This window comes from Streptomyces rubellus (assembly GCF_036323805.1).
Taxonomy (GTDB): Bacteria; Actinomycetota; Actinomycetes; order Streptomycetales; family Streptomycetaceae; genus Streptomyces.
The window spans coordinates 1-16,976 of record NZ_JAZDCX010000013.1; the positions used below are offsets into that span (position 1 = coordinate 1).

Annotated in this window: 19 protein-coding genes; 7 read left to right on the top strand and 12 right to left on the bottom strand. The window is 75.9% G+C overall.

Annotation, left to right across the window (positions count from 1 at the left end):
- Nucleotides 1–30 precede the first annotated feature (30 nt).
- Entirely contained in the window at nt 31–231 is a 201-nt protein-coding gene (locus tag V1L54_RS16670) for a DUF2191 domain-containing protein (protein WP_330118952.1), read from the bottom strand.
- A gap of 65 nt (nt 232–296) precedes the next feature.
- Here V1L54_RS16670 and V1L54_RS16675 point away from each other — a divergent pair, with 65 nt between their 5' ends.
- Together V1L54_RS16675 and V1L54_RS16680 are read left to right on the top strand one after the other, a co-directional pair.
- On the top strand, nt 297–521 hold the full coding sequence (locus V1L54_RS16675) for a hypothetical protein (protein WP_100205412.1): 225 nt from the start codon (nt 297–299) through the stop codon (nt 519–521).
- Nucleotides 522–527: 6 nt separating this feature from the next.
- Nucleotides 528–1,154 (top strand): Clp protease N-terminal domain-containing protein, encoded by a 627-nt coding sequence (locus V1L54_RS16680; protein ID WP_330118804.1) that lies wholly within the window; start codon nt 528–530, stop codon nt 1,152–1,154.
- 510 nt (nt 1,155–1,664) lie between these two features.
- On the opposite strand, the gene V1L54_RS16685 is transcribed toward V1L54_RS16680, so the two are convergent.
- Complete coding sequence (locus V1L54_RS16685; RefSeq protein WP_330118805.1) at nt 1,665–3,089, bottom strand: phytoene desaturase family protein; 1,425 nt, start codon at nt 3,087–3,089, stop codon at nt 1,665–1,667.
- A 28-nt stretch (nt 3,090–3,117) separates the two neighbouring features.
- A complete protein-coding gene (locus V1L54_RS16690; protein ID WP_330118806.1) occupies nt 3,118–3,936 on the bottom strand; it encodes an inositol monophosphatase family protein in 819 nt (272 codons plus the stop codon).
- Between the two features lie 166 nt (nt 3,937–4,102).
- Between V1L54_RS16690 and V1L54_RS16695 the strand changes: the two genes are divergently transcribed.
- A complete protein-coding gene (locus V1L54_RS16695; protein WP_330118807.1) occupies nt 4,103–4,879 on the top strand; it encodes an SIR2 family NAD-dependent protein deacylase in 777 nt (258 codons plus the stop codon).
- A 412-nt stretch (nt 4,880–5,291) separates the two neighbouring features.
- Here V1L54_RS16695 and V1L54_RS16700 read toward each other — a convergent pair whose 3' ends face one another.
- Nucleotides 5,292–6,770 (bottom strand): hypothetical protein, encoded by a 1,479-nt coding sequence (locus tag V1L54_RS16700; RefSeq protein WP_330118808.1) that lies wholly within the window; start codon nt 6,768–6,770, stop codon nt 5,292–5,294.
- 207 nt (nt 6,771–6,977) lie between these two features.
- Between V1L54_RS16700 and V1L54_RS16705 the strand changes: the two genes are divergently transcribed.
- The gene (locus tag V1L54_RS16705; protein WP_330118809.1) at nt 6,978–7,757 is read left to right on the top strand and encodes a hypothetical protein; all 780 of its coding nucleotides are present in this window, start codon (nt 6,978–6,980) and stop codon (nt 7,755–7,757) included.
- Between the two features lie 185 nt (nt 7,758–7,942).
- On the top strand, nt 7,943–8,689 hold the full coding sequence (locus V1L54_RS16710) for a GntR family transcriptional regulator (protein WP_330118810.1): 747 nt from the start codon (nt 7,943–7,945) through the stop codon (nt 8,687–8,689).
- Between the two features lie 35 nt (nt 8,690–8,724).
- Here V1L54_RS16710 and V1L54_RS16715 read toward each other — a convergent pair whose 3' ends face one another.
- From V1L54_RS16715 to V1L54_RS16745, 7 genes are all read right to left on the bottom strand, one after another.
- Nucleotides 8,725–9,165: a DUF6278 family protein gene (locus tag V1L54_RS16715; protein ID WP_330118811.1), complete on the bottom strand. Its 441-nt coding sequence runs from the start codon at nt 9,163–9,165 to the stop codon at nt 8,725–8,727.
- A gap of 129 nt (nt 9,166–9,294) precedes the next feature.
- Nucleotides 9,295–10,071 (bottom strand): exodeoxyribonuclease III, encoded by a 777-nt coding sequence (locus tag V1L54_RS16720; protein WP_330118812.1) that lies wholly within the window; start codon nt 10,069–10,071, stop codon nt 9,295–9,297.
- An 83-nt stretch (nt 10,072–10,154) separates the two neighbouring features.
- Nucleotides 10,155–10,823 (bottom strand): MBL fold metallo-hydrolase, encoded by a 669-nt coding sequence (locus V1L54_RS16725; RefSeq protein ID WP_330118813.1) that lies wholly within the window; start codon nt 10,821–10,823, stop codon nt 10,155–10,157.
- 43 nt (nt 10,824–10,866) lie between these two features.
- The gene (locus tag V1L54_RS16730) at nt 10,867–11,445 is read right to left on the bottom strand and encodes a hypothetical protein (protein WP_330118814.1); all 579 of its coding nucleotides are present in this window, start codon (nt 11,443–11,445) and stop codon (nt 10,867–10,869) included.
- Nucleotides 11,442–12,587: an ROK family glucokinase gene (locus V1L54_RS16735; RefSeq protein WP_330118815.1), complete on the bottom strand. Its 1,146-nt coding sequence runs from the start codon at nt 12,585–12,587 to the stop codon at nt 11,442–11,444. The genes V1L54_RS16730 and V1L54_RS16735 overlap by 4 nt, the downstream gene beginning before the upstream one ends.
- Before the next feature lie 127 nt (nt 12,588–12,714).
- A complete protein-coding gene (locus tag V1L54_RS16740) occupies nt 12,715–13,917 on the bottom strand; it encodes a cytochrome P450 family protein (protein ID WP_330118816.1) in 1,203 nt (400 codons plus the stop codon).
- A gap of 189 nt (nt 13,918–14,106) precedes the next feature.
- On the bottom strand, nt 14,107–14,421 hold the full coding sequence (locus tag V1L54_RS16745; RefSeq protein WP_330118817.1) for a DUF5955 family protein: 315 nt from the start codon (nt 14,419–14,421) through the stop codon (nt 14,107–14,109).
- A gap of 311 nt (nt 14,422–14,732) precedes the next feature.
- On the opposite strand from V1L54_RS16745, the gene V1L54_RS16750 reads away from it, so the two are divergent.
- Together V1L54_RS16750 and V1L54_RS16755 are read left to right on the top strand one after the other, a co-directional pair.
- The gene (locus tag V1L54_RS16750) at nt 14,733–15,431 is read left to right on the top strand and encodes a nucleotidyltransferase family protein (RefSeq protein WP_330118818.1); all 699 of its coding nucleotides are present in this window, start codon (nt 14,733–14,735) and stop codon (nt 15,429–15,431) included.
- A 232-nt stretch (nt 15,432–15,663) separates the two neighbouring features.
- Entirely contained in the window at nt 15,664–16,470 is an 807-nt protein-coding gene (locus V1L54_RS16755) for a hypothetical protein (RefSeq protein WP_330118819.1), read from the top strand.
- Nucleotides 16,471–16,525: 55 nt separating this feature from the next.
- Here the strand turns inward: V1L54_RS16755 and V1L54_RS16760 are convergent, their stop codons facing one another.
- Complete coding sequence (locus V1L54_RS16760) at nt 16,526–16,918, bottom strand: VOC family protein (RefSeq protein WP_330118820.1); 393 nt, start codon at nt 16,916–16,918, stop codon at nt 16,526–16,528.
- Between the last annotated feature and the right edge of the window lie 58 nt (nt 16,919–16,976).

Here is a 16,976-nt window from a genome sequence, read left to right on the forward strand (position 1 = left end):
CCCGGACGCCACTCGGTCCGCGCGGCGCGACTACCCCTCCTGGACCCTGGGCCCCCCGTCGACCTCCCGCAGCCGCCCGGACACCTCCCCCGTACGCATCTCCGTACGGTGACCGCGGGCGATGCAGTCGCGGACGACCGCCTCGACCGCGTCCTGCGGATTGTTGACCCCGGCCAGCACCATGACCTCGACGACCAGCTCCGCGCCGAGCGCTGTCTCCACCTTCGCCACGCCGACACCCCCTCTCTTGTCAACCAAGGTTGACACTTGCATGCTGTCAACGTAGATTGACACACATGGCCGGATCAGAGGCAAGAGAGGCGGTCGACACCGCCGAGGCCGCCATGGACCGCGACCCCCGGGTGGGCCTGCGGGCCGTCGCCGCACTGCGGCGGCTGGTGGAGCGGCTGGAAGCGCTGCAGGTGGACAACGCGCGCCGGCAGGGCTGGTCCTGGGAGGAGATCGGGGCCGCCCTGGGCGTGAGCAGGCAGGCCGTGCACAAGAAACACGCGAGGAGGTAGACGGGAATGCTCGAAAGGTTCACCCGCGAGGCCCGCGCGGTGGTCGTGGGGGCACAGGAGGAGGCCCGCGAACTCGGGCACGGCTGGATCGGCACCGAGCACCTGCTGCTCGCCGTGCTGCGGCGGCCGGACGAACCGGGCGCGGCGACACTGGCCCGGCTGGGCCTGGACGCCGGGGCGGTACGGACGGCCGCGGAACGGCTCACGGACCACGGCGGGGACGGGGTCGACGAGGCCGACGCCGAGGTACTGCGGGCGCTGGGCATCGACCTGGCGGAAGTGCGGCGCCGCGCCGAGGATGCCTTCGGCCCCGGGGCGCTGGACCGGCTCGCCGAGCCGCCGGACGAGCGCGACGGGAAGCGCTCCGTCCTGCCGTTCCGGCGCGGCGGCCGGGACCGGCGGAACCGCCGGAACCGGCGGCACCTCCGGTTCACCCCGCGGGCCAGTAAGTCGCTGGAGCTGTCCCTGCGCGAGGCGCTCGCGCTGAAGGACCGTCACATCGGTGTGGAGCACCTGGTGCTGGGGGTGCTGCGCTCCGGCGACCGGCTCGTCGGTGAGGTGTCCGCCCGGCTGGGCCTGGAGCCGGAGGCCGTCCGGACCCGGGTGATCGACGACCTGCGCCGCGCGGCGTAGCGGGCCGGAGACGGACCGCCGACACCGGCCGGGTGACTCGTTGTCACCTGTCCGCCGGTCGCCCGGCGTCCTGGAGTACGTGCCGGAAGTGATCGTGAACCGCCCGGGCGGCCCGGCCGCCGCTGCGGGCGGGCGGATCGCGTCCGCGGACGCGGACGCGGGACGACGGAGGACGTGCCTTGGGGCAGTCCCGGTACGCGCCCCTCCGCCCCGGTCGGCGTCTTCGGGCCGGCCGGGCCCCACCGCTCCGGGGGCGCCGTATGACCTCGCCCGCCACCGGTGCCCGCGGTCCGGGCGGCCGACTGCGTGGTCCACGACGGCGACCGGGTGTCCGACGAGACCGGGGTGGGCACCACCCGCTGGTACCGGGTGCGGGTGGACCGGGAGCCGTCCGGGCACGCCTGGTTCCCCGCCGTGCGCACCCGGCAGGAACCGGACTCCCTGCTCCCTGCGACAGGCCCGCGCGGCGGCCCTGACCGCGCGTCCGGCCGGGCGCGGCCCGGGACCGCGCTACCGCGCGGCGCGCAGCCGCCGCCAGACCGCCTTCGCCGCGTTGTGCCCGGACATGCCGTGCACGCCGGGCCCCGGCCAGGTGGCCGAGGAGCACAGGTAGACGGCCGGGTGCCGGGTGGCGTACGGGACGCGGGCGAGCTTCGGCCGCAGCAGGGTCTGCAGGCCGGTGAAGGCGCCGCAGGCGATGTCGCCGCCGACGTAGTTGGCGTTGCGGGTGGCCAGCTCGGGCGGGCCCGCGGTGGCGCGGGCCAGCACCAGGTCCCGGAAGCCGGGCGCGAAGCGCTCGATCTGCCGCTCGATCGCCTCGGTGGCGTCCCCGTTCCAGCCGCGCGGCACATGGCCGTACACCCAGAACACATGCCTGCCCTCCGGCGCCCGGCCCGGGTCCAGCAGGGTGGGCTGGGAGGTGATCAGGAAGGGCGGGTCGGGCTGCCGGCCCTCGATGGCGGCGGCGCGCAGCGCGCCGGCGACCTCGCCGCTGGACGGGCCCAGATGGACGGTGCCGGCCCGGCGGGCGTCCACGGAGGTCCAGGGGACCGGCCCGGAGAGGGCATAGTCGATCTTGAAGGTACCGGCGCCGTACCGGAAGTCCCGGTAGAAGTCGCCCAGCCCGGCGATCCGGGCCAGCGCGGTGGGCGAGGTGTCGAAGACGTAGGCGCGGGCGGGCGGCAGCTCGTCCAGCCGCTTGACCTCGACCCCGGTGTGGATCCCGCCGCCCAGGTCGCGCAGATAGGCGGCGAGCGCGTCGGAGAGCGACTGGGAGCCGCCGCGCGGCAGCGGCCAGCCCACCTCGTGCGCGGCCAGCGCGAAGACCAGGGCGATACCGCCGGTGGCCGGCGAGGTGGTGGGCCCGATGGCGTGGGCGGCCAGCCCGAACAGCAGCGCGCGGGCGGTGTCGTCGCGGAAGCGGCGCACCAGCCGGTCCACCGGCCGCAGCCCCAGCGCCCCGAAGCGGGCCAGGGTGACCGGATCGCGCGGCAGCCCGTCCCAGGGCACCTTGAAGAAGTCGGGGACCAGGGTGTCCCAGCGGCCCAGGAAGGGCGCCGTCATCCGGCGGTACGTCCCCGCGTCGCGCGGCCCGAAGGAGGCGGCCGTCTCGGCCGGGGAACGGGCCAGCACCCCGGCGGTGCCGTCCGGGAAGGGGTGCGCCAGGGGCAGCTCGGGGTGGAGCCACTCCAGCCCGTAGCGCTCCTCCAGGGGCATCGCCGAGAAGGCGGGCGAGCCGACGCCCAGCGGATGGACGGCCGAGCAGGGGTCGTGCCGGAAGCCGGGCAGGGTCAGTTCCTCGGTGCGCGCCCCTCCCCCGACCGTCTCCATCGCCTCGAACAGTTCGACGGAGAACCCCCGTCTGGCCAGCTCGACGGCGGCGGTCAGCCCGTTCGGCCCGGCGCCCACCACGACCACGTCACGCATCGACGGCACGTTCGGTTCTCTCCCCTCGGCCCTGAGGTCAGCCGGCGGTGGCCAGCAGGGAGAGGATACGACGTACCGTCAGCGCGTCCCGGGCGGCGGTGAACGGCAGCGCGTTGCCGCCCGCCAGGCGGAACGGCTCCCCCGTCAGGGTGGCGTGGCCGCCGCCCGCCTCGGCCACCAGCAGCAGACCGGCCGCGTGGTCCCAGGCGCTCTCCCAGGAGAACGCCACCGCGTCCAGGGTGCCGCGCGCCACGTTCAGGTACTCCAGTCCCGCCGAGCCGCACGGCCGGGGCTTGACCCCCTCCGCGCGCAGCCCGAGCAGGGCGCGCTTCTGGGCGTCGCTGGTGAAGTCCGGGTGCGAGTGTGCGACCTCCAGCGCCTCGTCCGGTCCCGGGCCGCCGGAGCGCAGCGCCTCGCCGTTCAGGTACGCTCCCCCGCCGCGCCGGGCGACGGCCAGCTCCCCGAGGGCGGGTGCGTACGTCCAGGAGGCCAGCACCTCGCCGCCGTGGGCGAGGGCCACCAGGGTGCAGAAGCCCGGGTCTCCGTGGACGAACTGCCGGGTGCCGTCGACCGGATCCACGATCCACACCGGGCCGTCGCCGCGCAGCACCTGGTAGGTGGCCGGGTTGGCGTGCACCGCCTCCTCACCGACGACCGCCGAGCCGGGCAGCAGCGCGGTCAGGGCGGTGGTCAGCCGCTCCTCGGCACGGTGGTCGGCGACGGTGACCAGGTCGTGCGGGCCGGTCTTCCGGCTGACCTCGTGCCCGGCCAGCCGCCGCCAGCGGGGCAGGACCTCCTCGTCCGCCGTCTCGCGGACCACCGTCTCGACCGAGGACACCAGCTCATCAGTGATCATCCCCCCATGGAAGCACGCCCGGCGGTGTTCCCGCCGAACGGCGGAGAACGGCGGGAGGCCGGGGAGGCGGCGCCCCGGGGCGAACGGGGAAGGAACCGCGACAGGAGCGGACGATACGGCGGACAGTCCGCGAACACGGACGTCCCGACCGCTTAGTCTCGAAGACATGAGCACCGAGGACGTCCAGGGCGCCGGCGGCGGGAGCGGCCCGGTCCGCCGCAGGCCCCTGGTGGCCATCCTCAGCGGCGCGGGGATCTCCACCGACTCCGGGATCCCCGACTACCGCGGGCCGAACGGCCTGTGGCGGACGGACCCGGACGCCGAGAAGCTCGTCACCTACTCGTACTACATGTCGGACCCGGAGATCCGCCGCCGCTCCTGGCGGCTGCGGCTCACCGGCCCGGCGCTGCGGGCCAGGCCCAACGCCGGGCACGAGGCGGTGGTGCGGCTGGAGCGCTCCGGGGTCCCGGTGCGGGTGATCACGCAGAACGTGGACGGACTGCACCAGCTGGCGGGGCTGCCCGAGCGGAAGGTGCTGGAGCTGCACGGCACCGCGCGGGCCGTGGTGTGCACCGGCTGCCGGGCGCGTTCGGAGATGGAGAAGGCGCTGGAACGGGTGCGGGCCGGGGTGGCGGATCCGGAGTGCCTGCGCTGCGGCGGCATCCTGAAGTCGGCCACCGTGATGTTCGGGGAGGCACTGGACCCGGCGGTGCTGGCGGAGGCGCTGAGCATCGCCACGGCGTGCGAGGTCTTCCTCGCGGTCGGCACCAGTCTCCAGGTGGAGCCCGCCGCCTCGCTGGCCCGGATCGCGGTCGAGCACGGTGCGCGGCTGGTGATCGTCAACGCCGACCCCACCCCGTACGACGCCCTGGCCGACCGGGTGGTCCGCGAGCCGATCGGGCGGTCGCTGCCCGTGCTGCTGGCGGAGTTCACGGGAAGCTGAGCGGGGGCGCGCGGGCGCGGATCACGGGCGCGGATCACGGTCGCTCCGTCCGCGGACCGGGCGGAGCCCGGGCCGGCCCCCGCGCCACGTGCCGTCCCGGGAGGGCTCCGGCTCGCCGGAGCCCTCCCGGCGGGGTGCGCGCCCCGCGGACGGCGCGGACGGTACACCGGGCGTCCAGGACACCGGACGGGCACCGCCCCGGGCTCCCGGCGGACCGGTGCCGGCCCACCGGGCCCGGTCAGGGCGGCCGCGGGCCCGCCCGCGCCCCTCGGCGCACCGGGACGGCGTCGGCTTCTCGAAGCCCGGCCGGCGGGTGTGCGCGCTCGCGGAGGAAGGCGCCGTTACCGGCGGGCGGTCCGGCCGCCGTACGTACCGGGCACCGGCCGGGCACGGGCCCGTGAGCCGGGCGGGCTCACCCCGCCCGGCCCGGTCGGAGCCCGGCCGGGTGTCCGCGGGCCAGCAGCCCCTCGACATCCCGCCGGCGACGGTCGGACACCCGGGCCGCCGCGGCGAGCAGTAAAGGGGTCAGCACGGCCGGATCGCCGGACACGACCTCGGCCGCCTCCTCGGGCCGCCGGGCCCGCACCAGGGCCGACAGCAGTTCGACGGCCTCGGCACGGCGGCCCGCCGCCGCCAGGGCGAGCGCGGTGGCGGCCACCTCACCGGCCGGTCTGGCGGCCGACTGCCGCAGCGTCCGCAGGCAGTCCTCCTGCCGCCCGGCCGCGGCCAGCGCGTCGGCGGCGGCGGCGAGCCGGCCGGGCGGGAGGGCGGCCGCCTCCCACAGCACGGTGGCGACATCGGCGGCCCGCCCGGCCTCCTCCAGCCGCCCGGCCAGCACCGGCAGCAGTCCGGCGGGCCGGTGCGCGGCCCCGCACAGCGCGATGTGCTCCTCTCCGGTGCGGCCCAGGGCGCGCAGTTCGGCCAGCCGGGCGACGATCTCGTCGCACTCCCGCCGGAACCGGGCCTCCCGGGCGGCCGCCTCGGCGCGTTCCTCCCGGCGTGCGTCCGCGCCGTCCCGCGCCCCGGCGAACCGGGCGCCGCGCGGCCGGACGGGCGCGGGCGGAGCCACGGCGGGGAGCGCGGCGGCCGGCTCCTCCGGGGAGGCGGCCTCCAGCCCCGCGAACCGGGCACCGCGCGGCCGGGGCCGGACGGGCGCGGACGGCGCCGCGGGCCTCGGCTCCGCGGACAGGGCGCCGGGTTCCGGCGCGGGCGGCGCGGGGCGTACGGCCTCCCGTCCCGGGCCCGGCCCGCCGCCGTGTTCCGGTACACGGCCCGCTCCGGGGCCCGCCCCAGCGCCCCGGGCGGGTTCCGGCCCGGCCTCCAGGGCCGCCAGCCGGTCGCTCAGCTCCTGGCGGCGGGCGGCGGCACGGGCCCGGTCGTCGCGCGCCCAGGCGAGATCCGCCGCGAGCCGGTCGGTGCCCGCCGGGTGGCCGCCCGCCGACAGCGCCCGGGCCAGGGCCTGTTCCCGGCGGACCGCCCGCCACTGCTCGTGCCGCAGCGCCGCCAGCCGTTCCCTCAGTTCGCCCGGATCACCGGCGGCCCGGTCCTGGGCGAGGACCGCCGCCCGGTGCAGGGCGCGCAGCCGGGCGGCCCGGGGGCCTGCCCGCCGGGGTCCGTGGTACGCCGCGAAGTCGTCCAGCAGGGACGCGACCACGTCCCAGGGCGGTGTCCGGTGACCCGCCAGACAGGCGGCCAGCCCGTCGGGATCCCGGCGGCCGAAGACCCCGTACCAGCCCGTCTCCGGGTCGAGGGCTCCGGCGAGTTCGCCGAACGCGGCCGCGAACTCGGCGGTCTCGGGTGCCCGGGGAGCTTCCCGGGAGCGGGGCGCGGCTCGGACACCGGCGGTGCCCGCGACATCGAGGACACCGTCGGCCGGTTGTGTCGTCGGCATGGCGGACATGCCACACCGGGATTGTTTCGGCCACGGTAACGGCCGTGCTACGAACAGTTCTCGCCCGTCCCTCCCCGCCTGCTCCCGCCCGTTTTCCAGCTGTTCCCCGCCCGTCCGCATCCTTCGCCCCGGTACCGCCGGAAGGGGCCGGTCCGCCGGTCCGCGGACCTCGTACCCACCGCGTGCGCGGCGCTACGCTTCCGCCCCATGAACGACAACCTGCGCGAGATCGTGCTGGGCGTGCTCGCGGCCGGCCTCACCACGTCGCTCGGCTGGTTCGGCCGCACCTACCTGTGGCGCCGCGGACTCCGCCGCAAGCAGCGCTTCTTCGGACTGCCGGAGCACTCCGAGTGTCTGCTGGTGGTCGGCCGCAAGGCCGCCACGGGAGAGGGCGCCGTCTCCCGCGACGACGTGTTCGCCCTGCTGGAGCTGTCCGCCCTGATCAAGGACTGCGGGGCCAACGCGCAGGTGATATCCCACGAGGCGGCCCGTCAGGGGTTCGGTGAGCGGACCGAGTTCTGCATCGGCGGGCCGGCGGCGAACCGGCGGACGGCCGCGCACCTCCACTCCCTGCTGCCGGGAGTGCGGATCAACACCGACCCCGAACCGGGCCCGGACCAGGCGGCGTTCGCCATCGGCAGCGAGCGCTACCGGATGGTGAAGGGCTCGGTGGAGTACGTCCTCCTCGCCCGGCTCACCGCGGGTGAGGGCTCCCATCCGGTGTTCGTCCTGTGCGGCCAGCGGGCCGTCACCAACCAGGCCGCCGCCCGCCATCTCGCCCGCCACCACCGGGCGCTGGCCCGCAGACACGGCCGGAACGGCGACTTCTGCCTGCTGCTGAAGGTGATCAACTCCCAGGCGTACGGCCCCGACGTCGTCGAACTGGTCGGGGACGTCACCCAGGCGGCCACCAGCCCGCCGCCCGCCCCCGCCCCCTCGCCCGCTCCCGCGTCCGGCGGCCGCCGGCAGCACCGGGCGCAGGGCTGATCACCGACTGAACCGATCAAGTCCCTCCGGGTCCGCGGACTTTCCCCCAACCGCGGCGCGGATGCCGCGATGATGTTGCCGGCGGCGCCCGGTGCGAGGGGGACCGCCCTTCTACCCTGTTGACCTAGGTACGAAGATCACTCCCCGTACCCGGCACAGGCGGCAGCACGGAGAGGAGTCCCCGCATGGGCGACAGCAGGCCGGTCTACCAGCGGATCGCCGACGACCTGCGGCAGCAGATCGACGAGGGAGTGCTGGCCGTGGGCGCCCGGATACCGTCGCGCTCGGAGCTGAAACGCACCTACGCCGCCAGCGACCAGACCGTGGACCGGGCGGTACGGGTCCTCAAGGCCGCGGGGTACGCGGAGGGCCAGTTCGGACGCGGGGTGTTCGTCACCGACCGCAGTCCCATCGGGAGCCTGCTGCGGACCGGCGAGGCGGCGGACTCGCCGTTCGCCGCCCGGATCAACGGCGGCGAGTCCGTCACCGCGCTGCTGTGGGAGGCCACCTCCACCACCACCGCAGCTCCCCCGCGGATCGCCGAGCGGCTGGGCGTCAGCGCCGGCGAGCGGGTGATGTGCACCCACTACGAGTACCTCGCCGACCGGCGGCCGCTCCAGCTCGCCACCAGCTGGGAGCCCCTGGCGCTCACCGAGGGCACCGAGGTGGTCTCCCCCGAACGCGGCCCGTACGCCCGGCGCGGGGTGCGCGAACGGTTCGCGGCCATCGGCGTACGGGTGACGGGCGCCACCGAACTGGTCGGCTCACGCCCGGCCACCAGCGCGGAGGCCGAGGCCCTGGGCTGCTCGCCGGGGCAGTGTGTGACGGTCATCGAACGCACCCACCACACGGCGGACGGCCGGGCCGTGGAGACCTCCGACATCGTGGTGCGCGCGGACCGCTGGCGGCTGGAGTACCGCATCGCCTTCTGAGAACCGGCCCGGGGGCCTCCCCCGCGGCCCGCTCCTCATGCCTCGGACGCCTCCGCGTACAGCTGCGACAGCTCCGGGCTGCCGCTGAGCGCCCAGTCGTGACCGGCCGCCACCACGTCGATCTCCCGGCCGGAGGCGAGCCGCACCACCGGGCGGCCGTTCGGCCACACCTGCCAGGCCGCTCCCGGCACCGTGCGGACGATGACCGTGCCCAGGTACAGGCCGGCATCGTTGCCCAGCCACTGCTGGGTCTCGGAGTCGTCGCGCCAGCGTGGCAGAAGCTGGTCGATGGCCGCCAGGGACTCGGCCGTGTCGTCCAGCTCGATCCCCGCCGATCCGGCCTGCCTGCGCAGCAGTTCGCACTCGGACAGCAGCTGGGACACATCCTCGTCGTCGTGCCGGCCGGCCGTCATCACCGCCACACCGCGGGACATGCCGTGCCGCTTGCGCCAGTTGTCCAGGAAGGGGATGTTCATGTCCTCAGGGTGACACCGCGGCGGCGGTGAACACCACCGGCACGCGGGGCGAACGCCCGCCGAACACCCCGCGAACGCCCCCGGCCCGGCCGGGGGCGCACCGGTGCGAGGAGCCGGCGGGAAGGGCGGTCACACCTCGAGGTCGACGACGACCGGAGCGTGGTCGGAGGCGCCCTTGCCCTTGCGCTCCTCGCGGTCGACGTAGGCGTCCCGCACCGCCGCCTCGAAGGCCGGGTTGCCGTAGACCAGGTCGATGCGCATGCCCTTGTTCTTGGGGAAGCACAGCTGGCGGTAGTCCCAGTAGGTGTAGGGGTGGTCGTACTTCAGCGGCCGCGGCACCACGTCGGCCAGGCCGGCCGCCCGCAGCTCGGCCAGCGCCGCCCGCTCGGCCGGGGTGACATGGGTGGCGCCCTCGAAGAGGGCCGGATCGAAGACGTCCTCGTCGGCGGGCGCGACGTTGTAGTCGCCGAGGATCGCGAACGGCCGCTCGCCCGACTCCCGCACCGCCAGCTCCCGCAGCGCCGCGAACCACTGGAGCTTGTACTCGAAGTGCGGGTGGCCCACCTCGCGCCCGTTGGGCACGTACACCGACCACACCCGTACCCCGCCGCAGGTCGCGCCCACCGCGCGGGGCTCGGTGACGCCCTCGTACGCCGGGCCGCCGGGCAGACCGGTCACCGGCTCCGCCAGCCCGACCCGGGAGAGGACCGCCACCCCGTTCCAGCGGCCGGTGGCGTTGACCGCCGCCTCGTAGCCGAGCTCGCGCAGCGGTTCGGCAGGGAACGCCTCCGCCGCGCACTTCAGCTCCTGCAGGCACAGCACGTCCGTGCCGCTGCTCTCCAGCCAGGCCAGCAGCCGCGGCAGCCGGGCGGTGATCGAGTTGACGTTCCAGGTGGCGATGCGCATGACGGCGAATCTACCGTCCGCCGCCGACACGACGGTGGGACGGCCCGGCACCGGACCGTCCCACCCGGTCCGCCGGGGCCCGCTCAGAGCTCGACGCGCTCCCCGGGCACCAGCCGGACGTGCTCCGCGCCGCCCACCCCCGGCCCGTCGGGACCGAGCATCCGGCCGTAGACGGGCGGGGCGAAGTCCGACAGCAGCCCGTCGTGGACGTCGTACGCCACCCTCGGCCGCACCTCGCGGAGGTAGTCGATGACCTCGGCGACCTTGTTCCAGGGGGCCTGCACCGGCAGCAGCAGGGTGTCCACCGGACGGTCGGGCACGGTCAGGGCGTCACCGGGGTGGAACAGCGCGCCGGGGGCGCCGTCCGGGCCCGGGACGGTGACGGCGTAGCCGACGTTGGTGACGCGCGGGATGTCCGGGTGGATGACGGCGTGCAGCTCGCCGTGCACCTCCACCTCGAAGCCCGCCGCGGTGAAGGTGTCGCCGCCGCCGACGGTGTGGACCCGGCCGGGGAAGGCGGCGGTCAGCTTCCCGGCGACGCTGCGCAGGGTCCAGATCTCCGCGGCCGGGTTCGCCTCCAGGGCGGCGCGCAGTCTGCCCTCGTCGAAGTGGTCGGGGTGCTCGTGGGTGACCAGGATCGCGTCGGCGCCGACGGCGGCGTCCGCCTCGCTGAAGGCGCCCGGGTCGATGACGAGTGTGCGTCCGTCGTGGCGCAGGGCGACACAGGAGTGGCCCTTCTTCGTGAGCTCCATGGGGTCATTGTGGCGGTCGCCGTGCCGGTGCGCCCCGCCCGGCTCAGAACTCGACCGTGGAGACGACATGGACCTGCGGCCGGTCCTCCCGGGTGACGTCCACGGTGATCTGCAGGTCGGGCCGCTCGCCGGGCCGGTCGATCCGGGCGCCCGCGTACCGGTGGCCCGGGACGTCGAAGTCCCAGCCCACCACGTCCGCGTGCCGGTCGCTCACGCCCGGCCGCCCGGCGGCGAGCCCGGCGGGATCGCCGCCGGCCTCCGCCAGGAAGGCGTCCAGCCCCTCCGGCGAGGTGCGGAACTGCACGTAGAAGGAGCTCCGCTGCCAGGAGTTGCGCTCGTAGTGCGCCACATAGGTGGTGTCGTCGGGGAGGGGCAGCTCGTAGACGCGGCGCTCCACCTTGCTGGGCCATCGCCACATCAGGCCGGGGGCGGCGGCGTCCCGCTGCTTGTCCTGGCCGCTGTCCCGGCTCTGGGCGGCGGAGAGCACCAGGTAGCCGGCCGGGATCGCGATCAGCAGCACCACCACGATCGCGGCCAGCAGGCGGTGCCGCGGGCGGTGCGGCGGACGCTCCGGCGGCGGGACGGCGGGCGGGGAGGCGGACGGAGGCACGGTCGCGGTCACCTCCCCGTCACCCAGCCGCGGGTCATCAGCAGACCGACCCCGGTCCGCTCGTACCGCTCCACCCGGCGGCGGTTGGCGCGGCGGAAGCGGCGGGCGACCAGCCGGGCGAGGTCGGCGGCGCCGACCATCCCGGCCTCCGGCCCCAGTTCGGCACGGGCGATCCGGGCCTCGGGGCGGTAGCCGCGGCCGGTCAGATGGCGGCGGAAGGCGTCCCGGGCCGGGCCGATCAGCAGCTCGTCGGCGGCGCTGACCCCGCCGCCGATCACGAAGCAGGAGGGGTCCAGCGCGGCGGCCAGGTTGGCGATGCCGATCCCGAGCCACTCGCCGATCTCCTGGAGGAGTTCGGTGCACATCGCGTCGCCCTCGCGGGCCAGCTCGGTGATGAGCGGTCCGGTGATGTCGCGGACGTTGCCGCCGACCCGGTCGATGATCCCGTACGCCACCGGGGACTCGGCGGCGGCCAGCTCGCGGGCCTCCCGGACCAGGGCGTTGCCGGAGCTGTACTGCTCCCAGCAGCCGCGGTTGCCGCAGGGGCAGCGGTGGCCGCCGGGCACGACCTGCATGTGGCCGAACTCCCCGGCCACCCCGTACCGGCCGCGCTTGACCCGGCCGTCCTCCAGTACGGCCCCGCCGATACCGGTACCGAGGGTGATCATGACGAGGTGGTCCTCGCCGCGGCCGGCGCCGAACCGCCACTCGCCCCAGGCGGCGGTGTTGGCGTCGTTGTCGACCATCACGGGGACGGCCAGCCGGGCGGTCAGCGCGTCGCGCAGCGGCTCGTCGCGCCAGGCCAGATGCGGGGCGAACAGCACCCGGGAGCGGTCGGCGTCCACCCAGCCGGCCGCGCCGATGCCGACGGCGTGCACGTCGTGGCGGTCGGAGAGGTCCAGGACCAGCTCGACGATGGTGTCCTCGACGGCCTGGGGGCTCTTGGACTTGTCGGGAGTCTCGGCGCGGACCTTCTCCAGGATGTGGCCGTCGGCGTCCACGACGCCCGCCATCACCTTCGTACCACCGATGTCGATGCCCACCGTCGGCACGCGCGGCGCGGACAGGTGCGAGCGCCGCTCGCGCGTGGCGACGGTCCTCAGCACCGTCGCTCTGGCCGATCCGCGGCGGGCACGGTCACGGTACGTACTCATCGGGTCGATTCTGCCTCATGCGCGCTCCCCGTCCGGCCCCGAGGGCGGGGCGTGGCCCGATTCGTGACGGAGCTGTTCCAGTACGCCGCCCGCCGCGGGGCGGGCGGGCGGGAACGGGCGGCGGGTGTCAGAAGCGCACCGGCAGCCGGTGGGGGCCGCGGATGAGCATGCCCTCCCGCCAGGTGAGGCCGGCGGGGTCGGCGTCGAGGGCGAGGGCGGGGCAGCGGTCCAGCAGCGCCCGGACGGCGATCCGGCCCTCCAGCCGGGCCAGCGGCGCGCCCAGGCAGTGGTGGATGCCGTGCCCGAAGGCGAGGTGGCCCCGCGCCGGGCGGCGGATGTCGAAGCGGTCCGGCTCGGGGAAGCGGTCCGGGTCGCGGTCCGCGTCGGCGGTGGCGACCAGCACCAGCTCGCCGCCGCCGGGGATCACCGTCCCGCCGATCTCCACCGGCTCGGTGGTGAAGCGGGTGGTGGAGGTCTCGACCGGGCCGTCGTAGCGGAGCATCTCCTCGACGGCGTTCTCGGTCAGGGACGGGTCCGAGCGGAGCAGCTCCAGCTGGTCGGGATGGGTGAGCAGGGCGAGGACGCCGTTGGCGATCAGGCCGGTGGTGGTCTCGTGGCCGGCCACCAGCAGCAGCCAGGCCATGCCGAGCAGTTCGTCGGCCGACAGCCGGTCGCCGTCCTCGTCGGCGGTGTGCAGCAGGGCGCTCAGCAGGTCCTCGCCCGGCTGCTCCCGCTTCGCCGCCAGCAGTCCGGCGAGGTAGCCGGTGACGGCCTCCTTGGCGGCCTTCTTCTCCGCGAAGGGGGCGCTGCCCACGGCGGTACCCGACCATTTCCGGAAGGACTCCCGGTCCAGGGACGGCACGCCCAGCAGTTCGCAGATCACCGTGATGGGCAGCGGGAAGGCGTAGGCGTCGACCAGGTCGGCCCGCCGCCCGGGGGCCCGCAGCATCTCGTCCAGCAGGCCGTCGGCGATCCGGCGCACCCGGGGCTCCAGGGCCTCCACGCGCCGTGCGGTGAACTCGCGGGCCACGAGCTTGCGCAGCCGGGTGTGGACCGGCGGGTCGGAGCTGAGCATGGTGATCCCGGCGGCGGGCGCGCTCGCTTCCAGGGCGGGCGAGGCGTTCTCCCAGTCCTTGGAGAGCCGGGGATCGGCGAGGGCGGCCCGGGTCGCGTCGTGGCCGACGACCAGCCAGGCGAGGGTGCCCTCGGGGGTCCGCACCCGGTGCACCGGGCCGCGGGCGCGCAGTCCGGCGTAGACGGGGTACGGGTCGCGGGCGAAGTCCTCGCCCAGCGCCGCCAGATCGACCGGTGCGAGCTCGTCGGTGCTCATGCGCCGCGCCTCCCTGTGGTCACGGGGTGCCCTCGATGATGCCCGGGCCGCGGGTCCGGGCCAACAGCGCCGCTTCGCCGGGGAGTCGGCCGGATCCGGGCGATCACGCACGCCCGGCGGAGGTCCCCCGGGAGTCGCGTCGGGCCGCCGGAGGGCCGGGTCCGGATACCCGGAAGGCGGTCCCCGGGGTCAGCGCGCGGGCCGGCCGAACAGCTCGACCGCGTTGCGGAGCTTTCCCAGCGGCTCCGAGAGAGCGCTCACCGAACCGATCGCTCCCGCAATCAGCAGCAACGAATGACGCAGCCGGGCGACCTCGGGCGCCCCGGTGCGGAGCGCGGTGCCCACGGCCGTCAGTTCCTCCTCGGCTATCCCGCGGTCCGCCAGATGGCCGCGGTAACCGGCGAGTTCCCGCTGTAAGCGGGTCACGGCCCGGTTCAGCTCGGCGACCCGGGGATCGTCCTGCCCGGGTACGACCGTACGCGGTTCTACCGTTTCCTTTCGCAACGCAGCTCCCCCCACACGGATGCTGTGTCCGCCGTCGGTTGTCGTCCTCGTTCGTCGTTCGCCGCTGTCGGGCGACGAGTGCCCGCCTTCACGGTCGGGCCTGTCCACCCCGCTTCCCACACCAGCCGGACGGAAGGGGTCCGCACAGTAAACGGCACGCTCCGCACATCACGCCACACGGAGTGCGAGAACCGGGGCACGGTTCAAGCCATTCGGATCAGCGTCGCATCCTCCTTTTGGCATATGCCAGTCTCCGGTAAATCCCCTGCCGGCGGAAGGGGGCGGCGCCCCCGGGCGGGCAGAGGTGAGGCATGTCCTCCTCTTCCCTCAGCGCCGCCGCCGACTCCTCCGTCACCGCCCCCGCCGGCCCTCCCGCCGGTGCCGCCCGGCCCGTCCCCAGGGTCGCCGGGCTGCTGCTCGCCGCGGGCGGCGGGCGGCGGCTGGGCGGGCGCCCCAAGGCGCTGCTCCCCCACCGCGGCCGCCCCCTGGTCGAGTACGCGGCACGGGTGCTGCGGGCGGGCGGCTGCTCCCCGGTGCACGTGGTGCTGGGCGCGGCGGCCGCCGAGGTGCGGGAGCGAGCCGTCCTGCCCGGCTGCGTCCTGCTGGACAACCCGGCCTGGGAGGAGGGCATGGGATCGTCGCTGCGCGCCGGCCTGGCCTCCCTCGCCGGTACGGGCGCCGGCGCCGCGGTCGTCGCGCTCGTCGACCAGCCGGGGATCGGCCCGGCGGCGGTGGCCCGGCTGCGGGCGGCGCACGAGCGGGGCGCGGAACTGGCCGCCGCCGCGTACGGCGGGCACCGCGGGCATCCGGTACTGCTGGGCGCCGGTCACTGGACGGCGGTCGCGCGCCGCGCGGCCGGCGACCGGGGGGCCCGCGACCACCTGCGGGAACACGCCGGGGAGGTGGTGCTCGTCGAGTGCGGCGACATCGCCGACCCGGCCGATGTCGACACCCCCGGCGACCTGGCCCTGCTGGAGGGTCCCCCGGCGGGGGAAACGGCCGGAAGTTGACCGGAAGTTGATCCTCCGGTCCCCTCCCGCCCACCGGACCGCGCCGCCGGGGACGGGCGACGGGCGCCACCGCGGCCGGTGCGTACGGCCGGCCGGCGGCGACCGGGACGGCGCGCCCCGGAACGACGGGATCCTCCCGAACCGTTCCCCACCGCCAGGGCCATCGGGGACGATGGGACGCGAACCCTGGCCCCGTGGCCCTCGGGCCCGACTGTCCGCGCTGGAGCCGCCGATGACGGAGAACGTGCCGGTGCGGTGCCCGGTGTGCCGGCGGGAGCACGCCTACGTCCCGCCCGTCTACCCGTGCCCGTGCGGCGCCCCGGTGGCGCCGCCGCTGCTGCGCGGCGGCGTCCCCGTCCGGATCCACCACCGGGTGTGGGCGGACTCCTGGCTGACGCTGCGCTGCGCGTCCTGCGGGCGGTACGACGAGTGGCCGCGGCCGGAGCTGGGCTGCCCGTGCGGTGCGCTGCTGCGGCTGCCGCTGGCCCACGACCACGCCTCCCCGGTCCCCGGCGCCGCCCCGGCCGGTTCCCTGGCCGGCCCGCCGGCCGACACGGCCGGACTCCCCGAGGCCGCCGGCGTCCCCGGCACCGGGCACCCGGCGCCGCAGCCACCGCCGGGCGCGGCGCCCCGGACCGCGGCCCGGGAACGGCCCGCCTTCCGCCCGGTCACCATCCGCACCGCGCGGGACGCCGTGACGGCCGCCGCCCGGTACCTGGACTGGCTGGGCTTCGAGCGGGTGCGCACCACGACCGAGAGCCACCCCGCCTCCGGTGTCGACCTGCGCGGGCCCGAGGTGCTGGCCCGGGTGGACCCCACCACCTCACCGGTCGGGCCCGCCACCGTCGAGACGCTGTGGCTGCACGGCCTCAACGAGTCGGCGGTCGCCCTCTGCTTCTCCCTGGCGGGCTACACCACCGCCGCCCGGACCCGCGCGGACGTCCTGGGGCTGCCCCTGTTCGTCATGGATCTGACGGGCACGCCGCAACCGGTCAACGACACGGCGCGCGAACTGGTGCGCACCGGCGCCCCCCGCTGACGGCCGGCCCGCCCACGACGGCGGATCACCACCCCTCGCGGATCACCCTCCCGGGTCATCCCCCGGTGAAGAGGCAGAACGGGTGCCCGGCCGGATCGAGGAGCACCCGTACGTCGTCCTGGGGCTGGAAGTCGGCGACACGGGCGCCGAGACCGACCGCGCGCCGCTCGGCCGCCGCCAGGTCCTCGACCTCGAAGTCCAGGTGCAGCATCATCTGCTGACGGTCGGCCTTTCCCGGCCAGGTCGGCGGCCGGTACTCCGGCTCGGTCTGGAAGGAGAGCCTCGTGGCGTCAGGGCCCTTCAGACTCACCCAGTCCGGTCCGTCCTCGACGGTCTCCCACTCCAGCAGGCGCCGGTAGAAGCCGGCCAGGGCGCGGGGATCGGGGGCGTCGAGGACGACACCGGCCAGTGCCTTCGGGATGCCGTCGCGGTGCGGGGTCTCGCTCACGGTGCCTCCTGGGGGCTGGGCTCCCGGTCGTCGCCGGGCGTCGCCGGTCACCGGACCG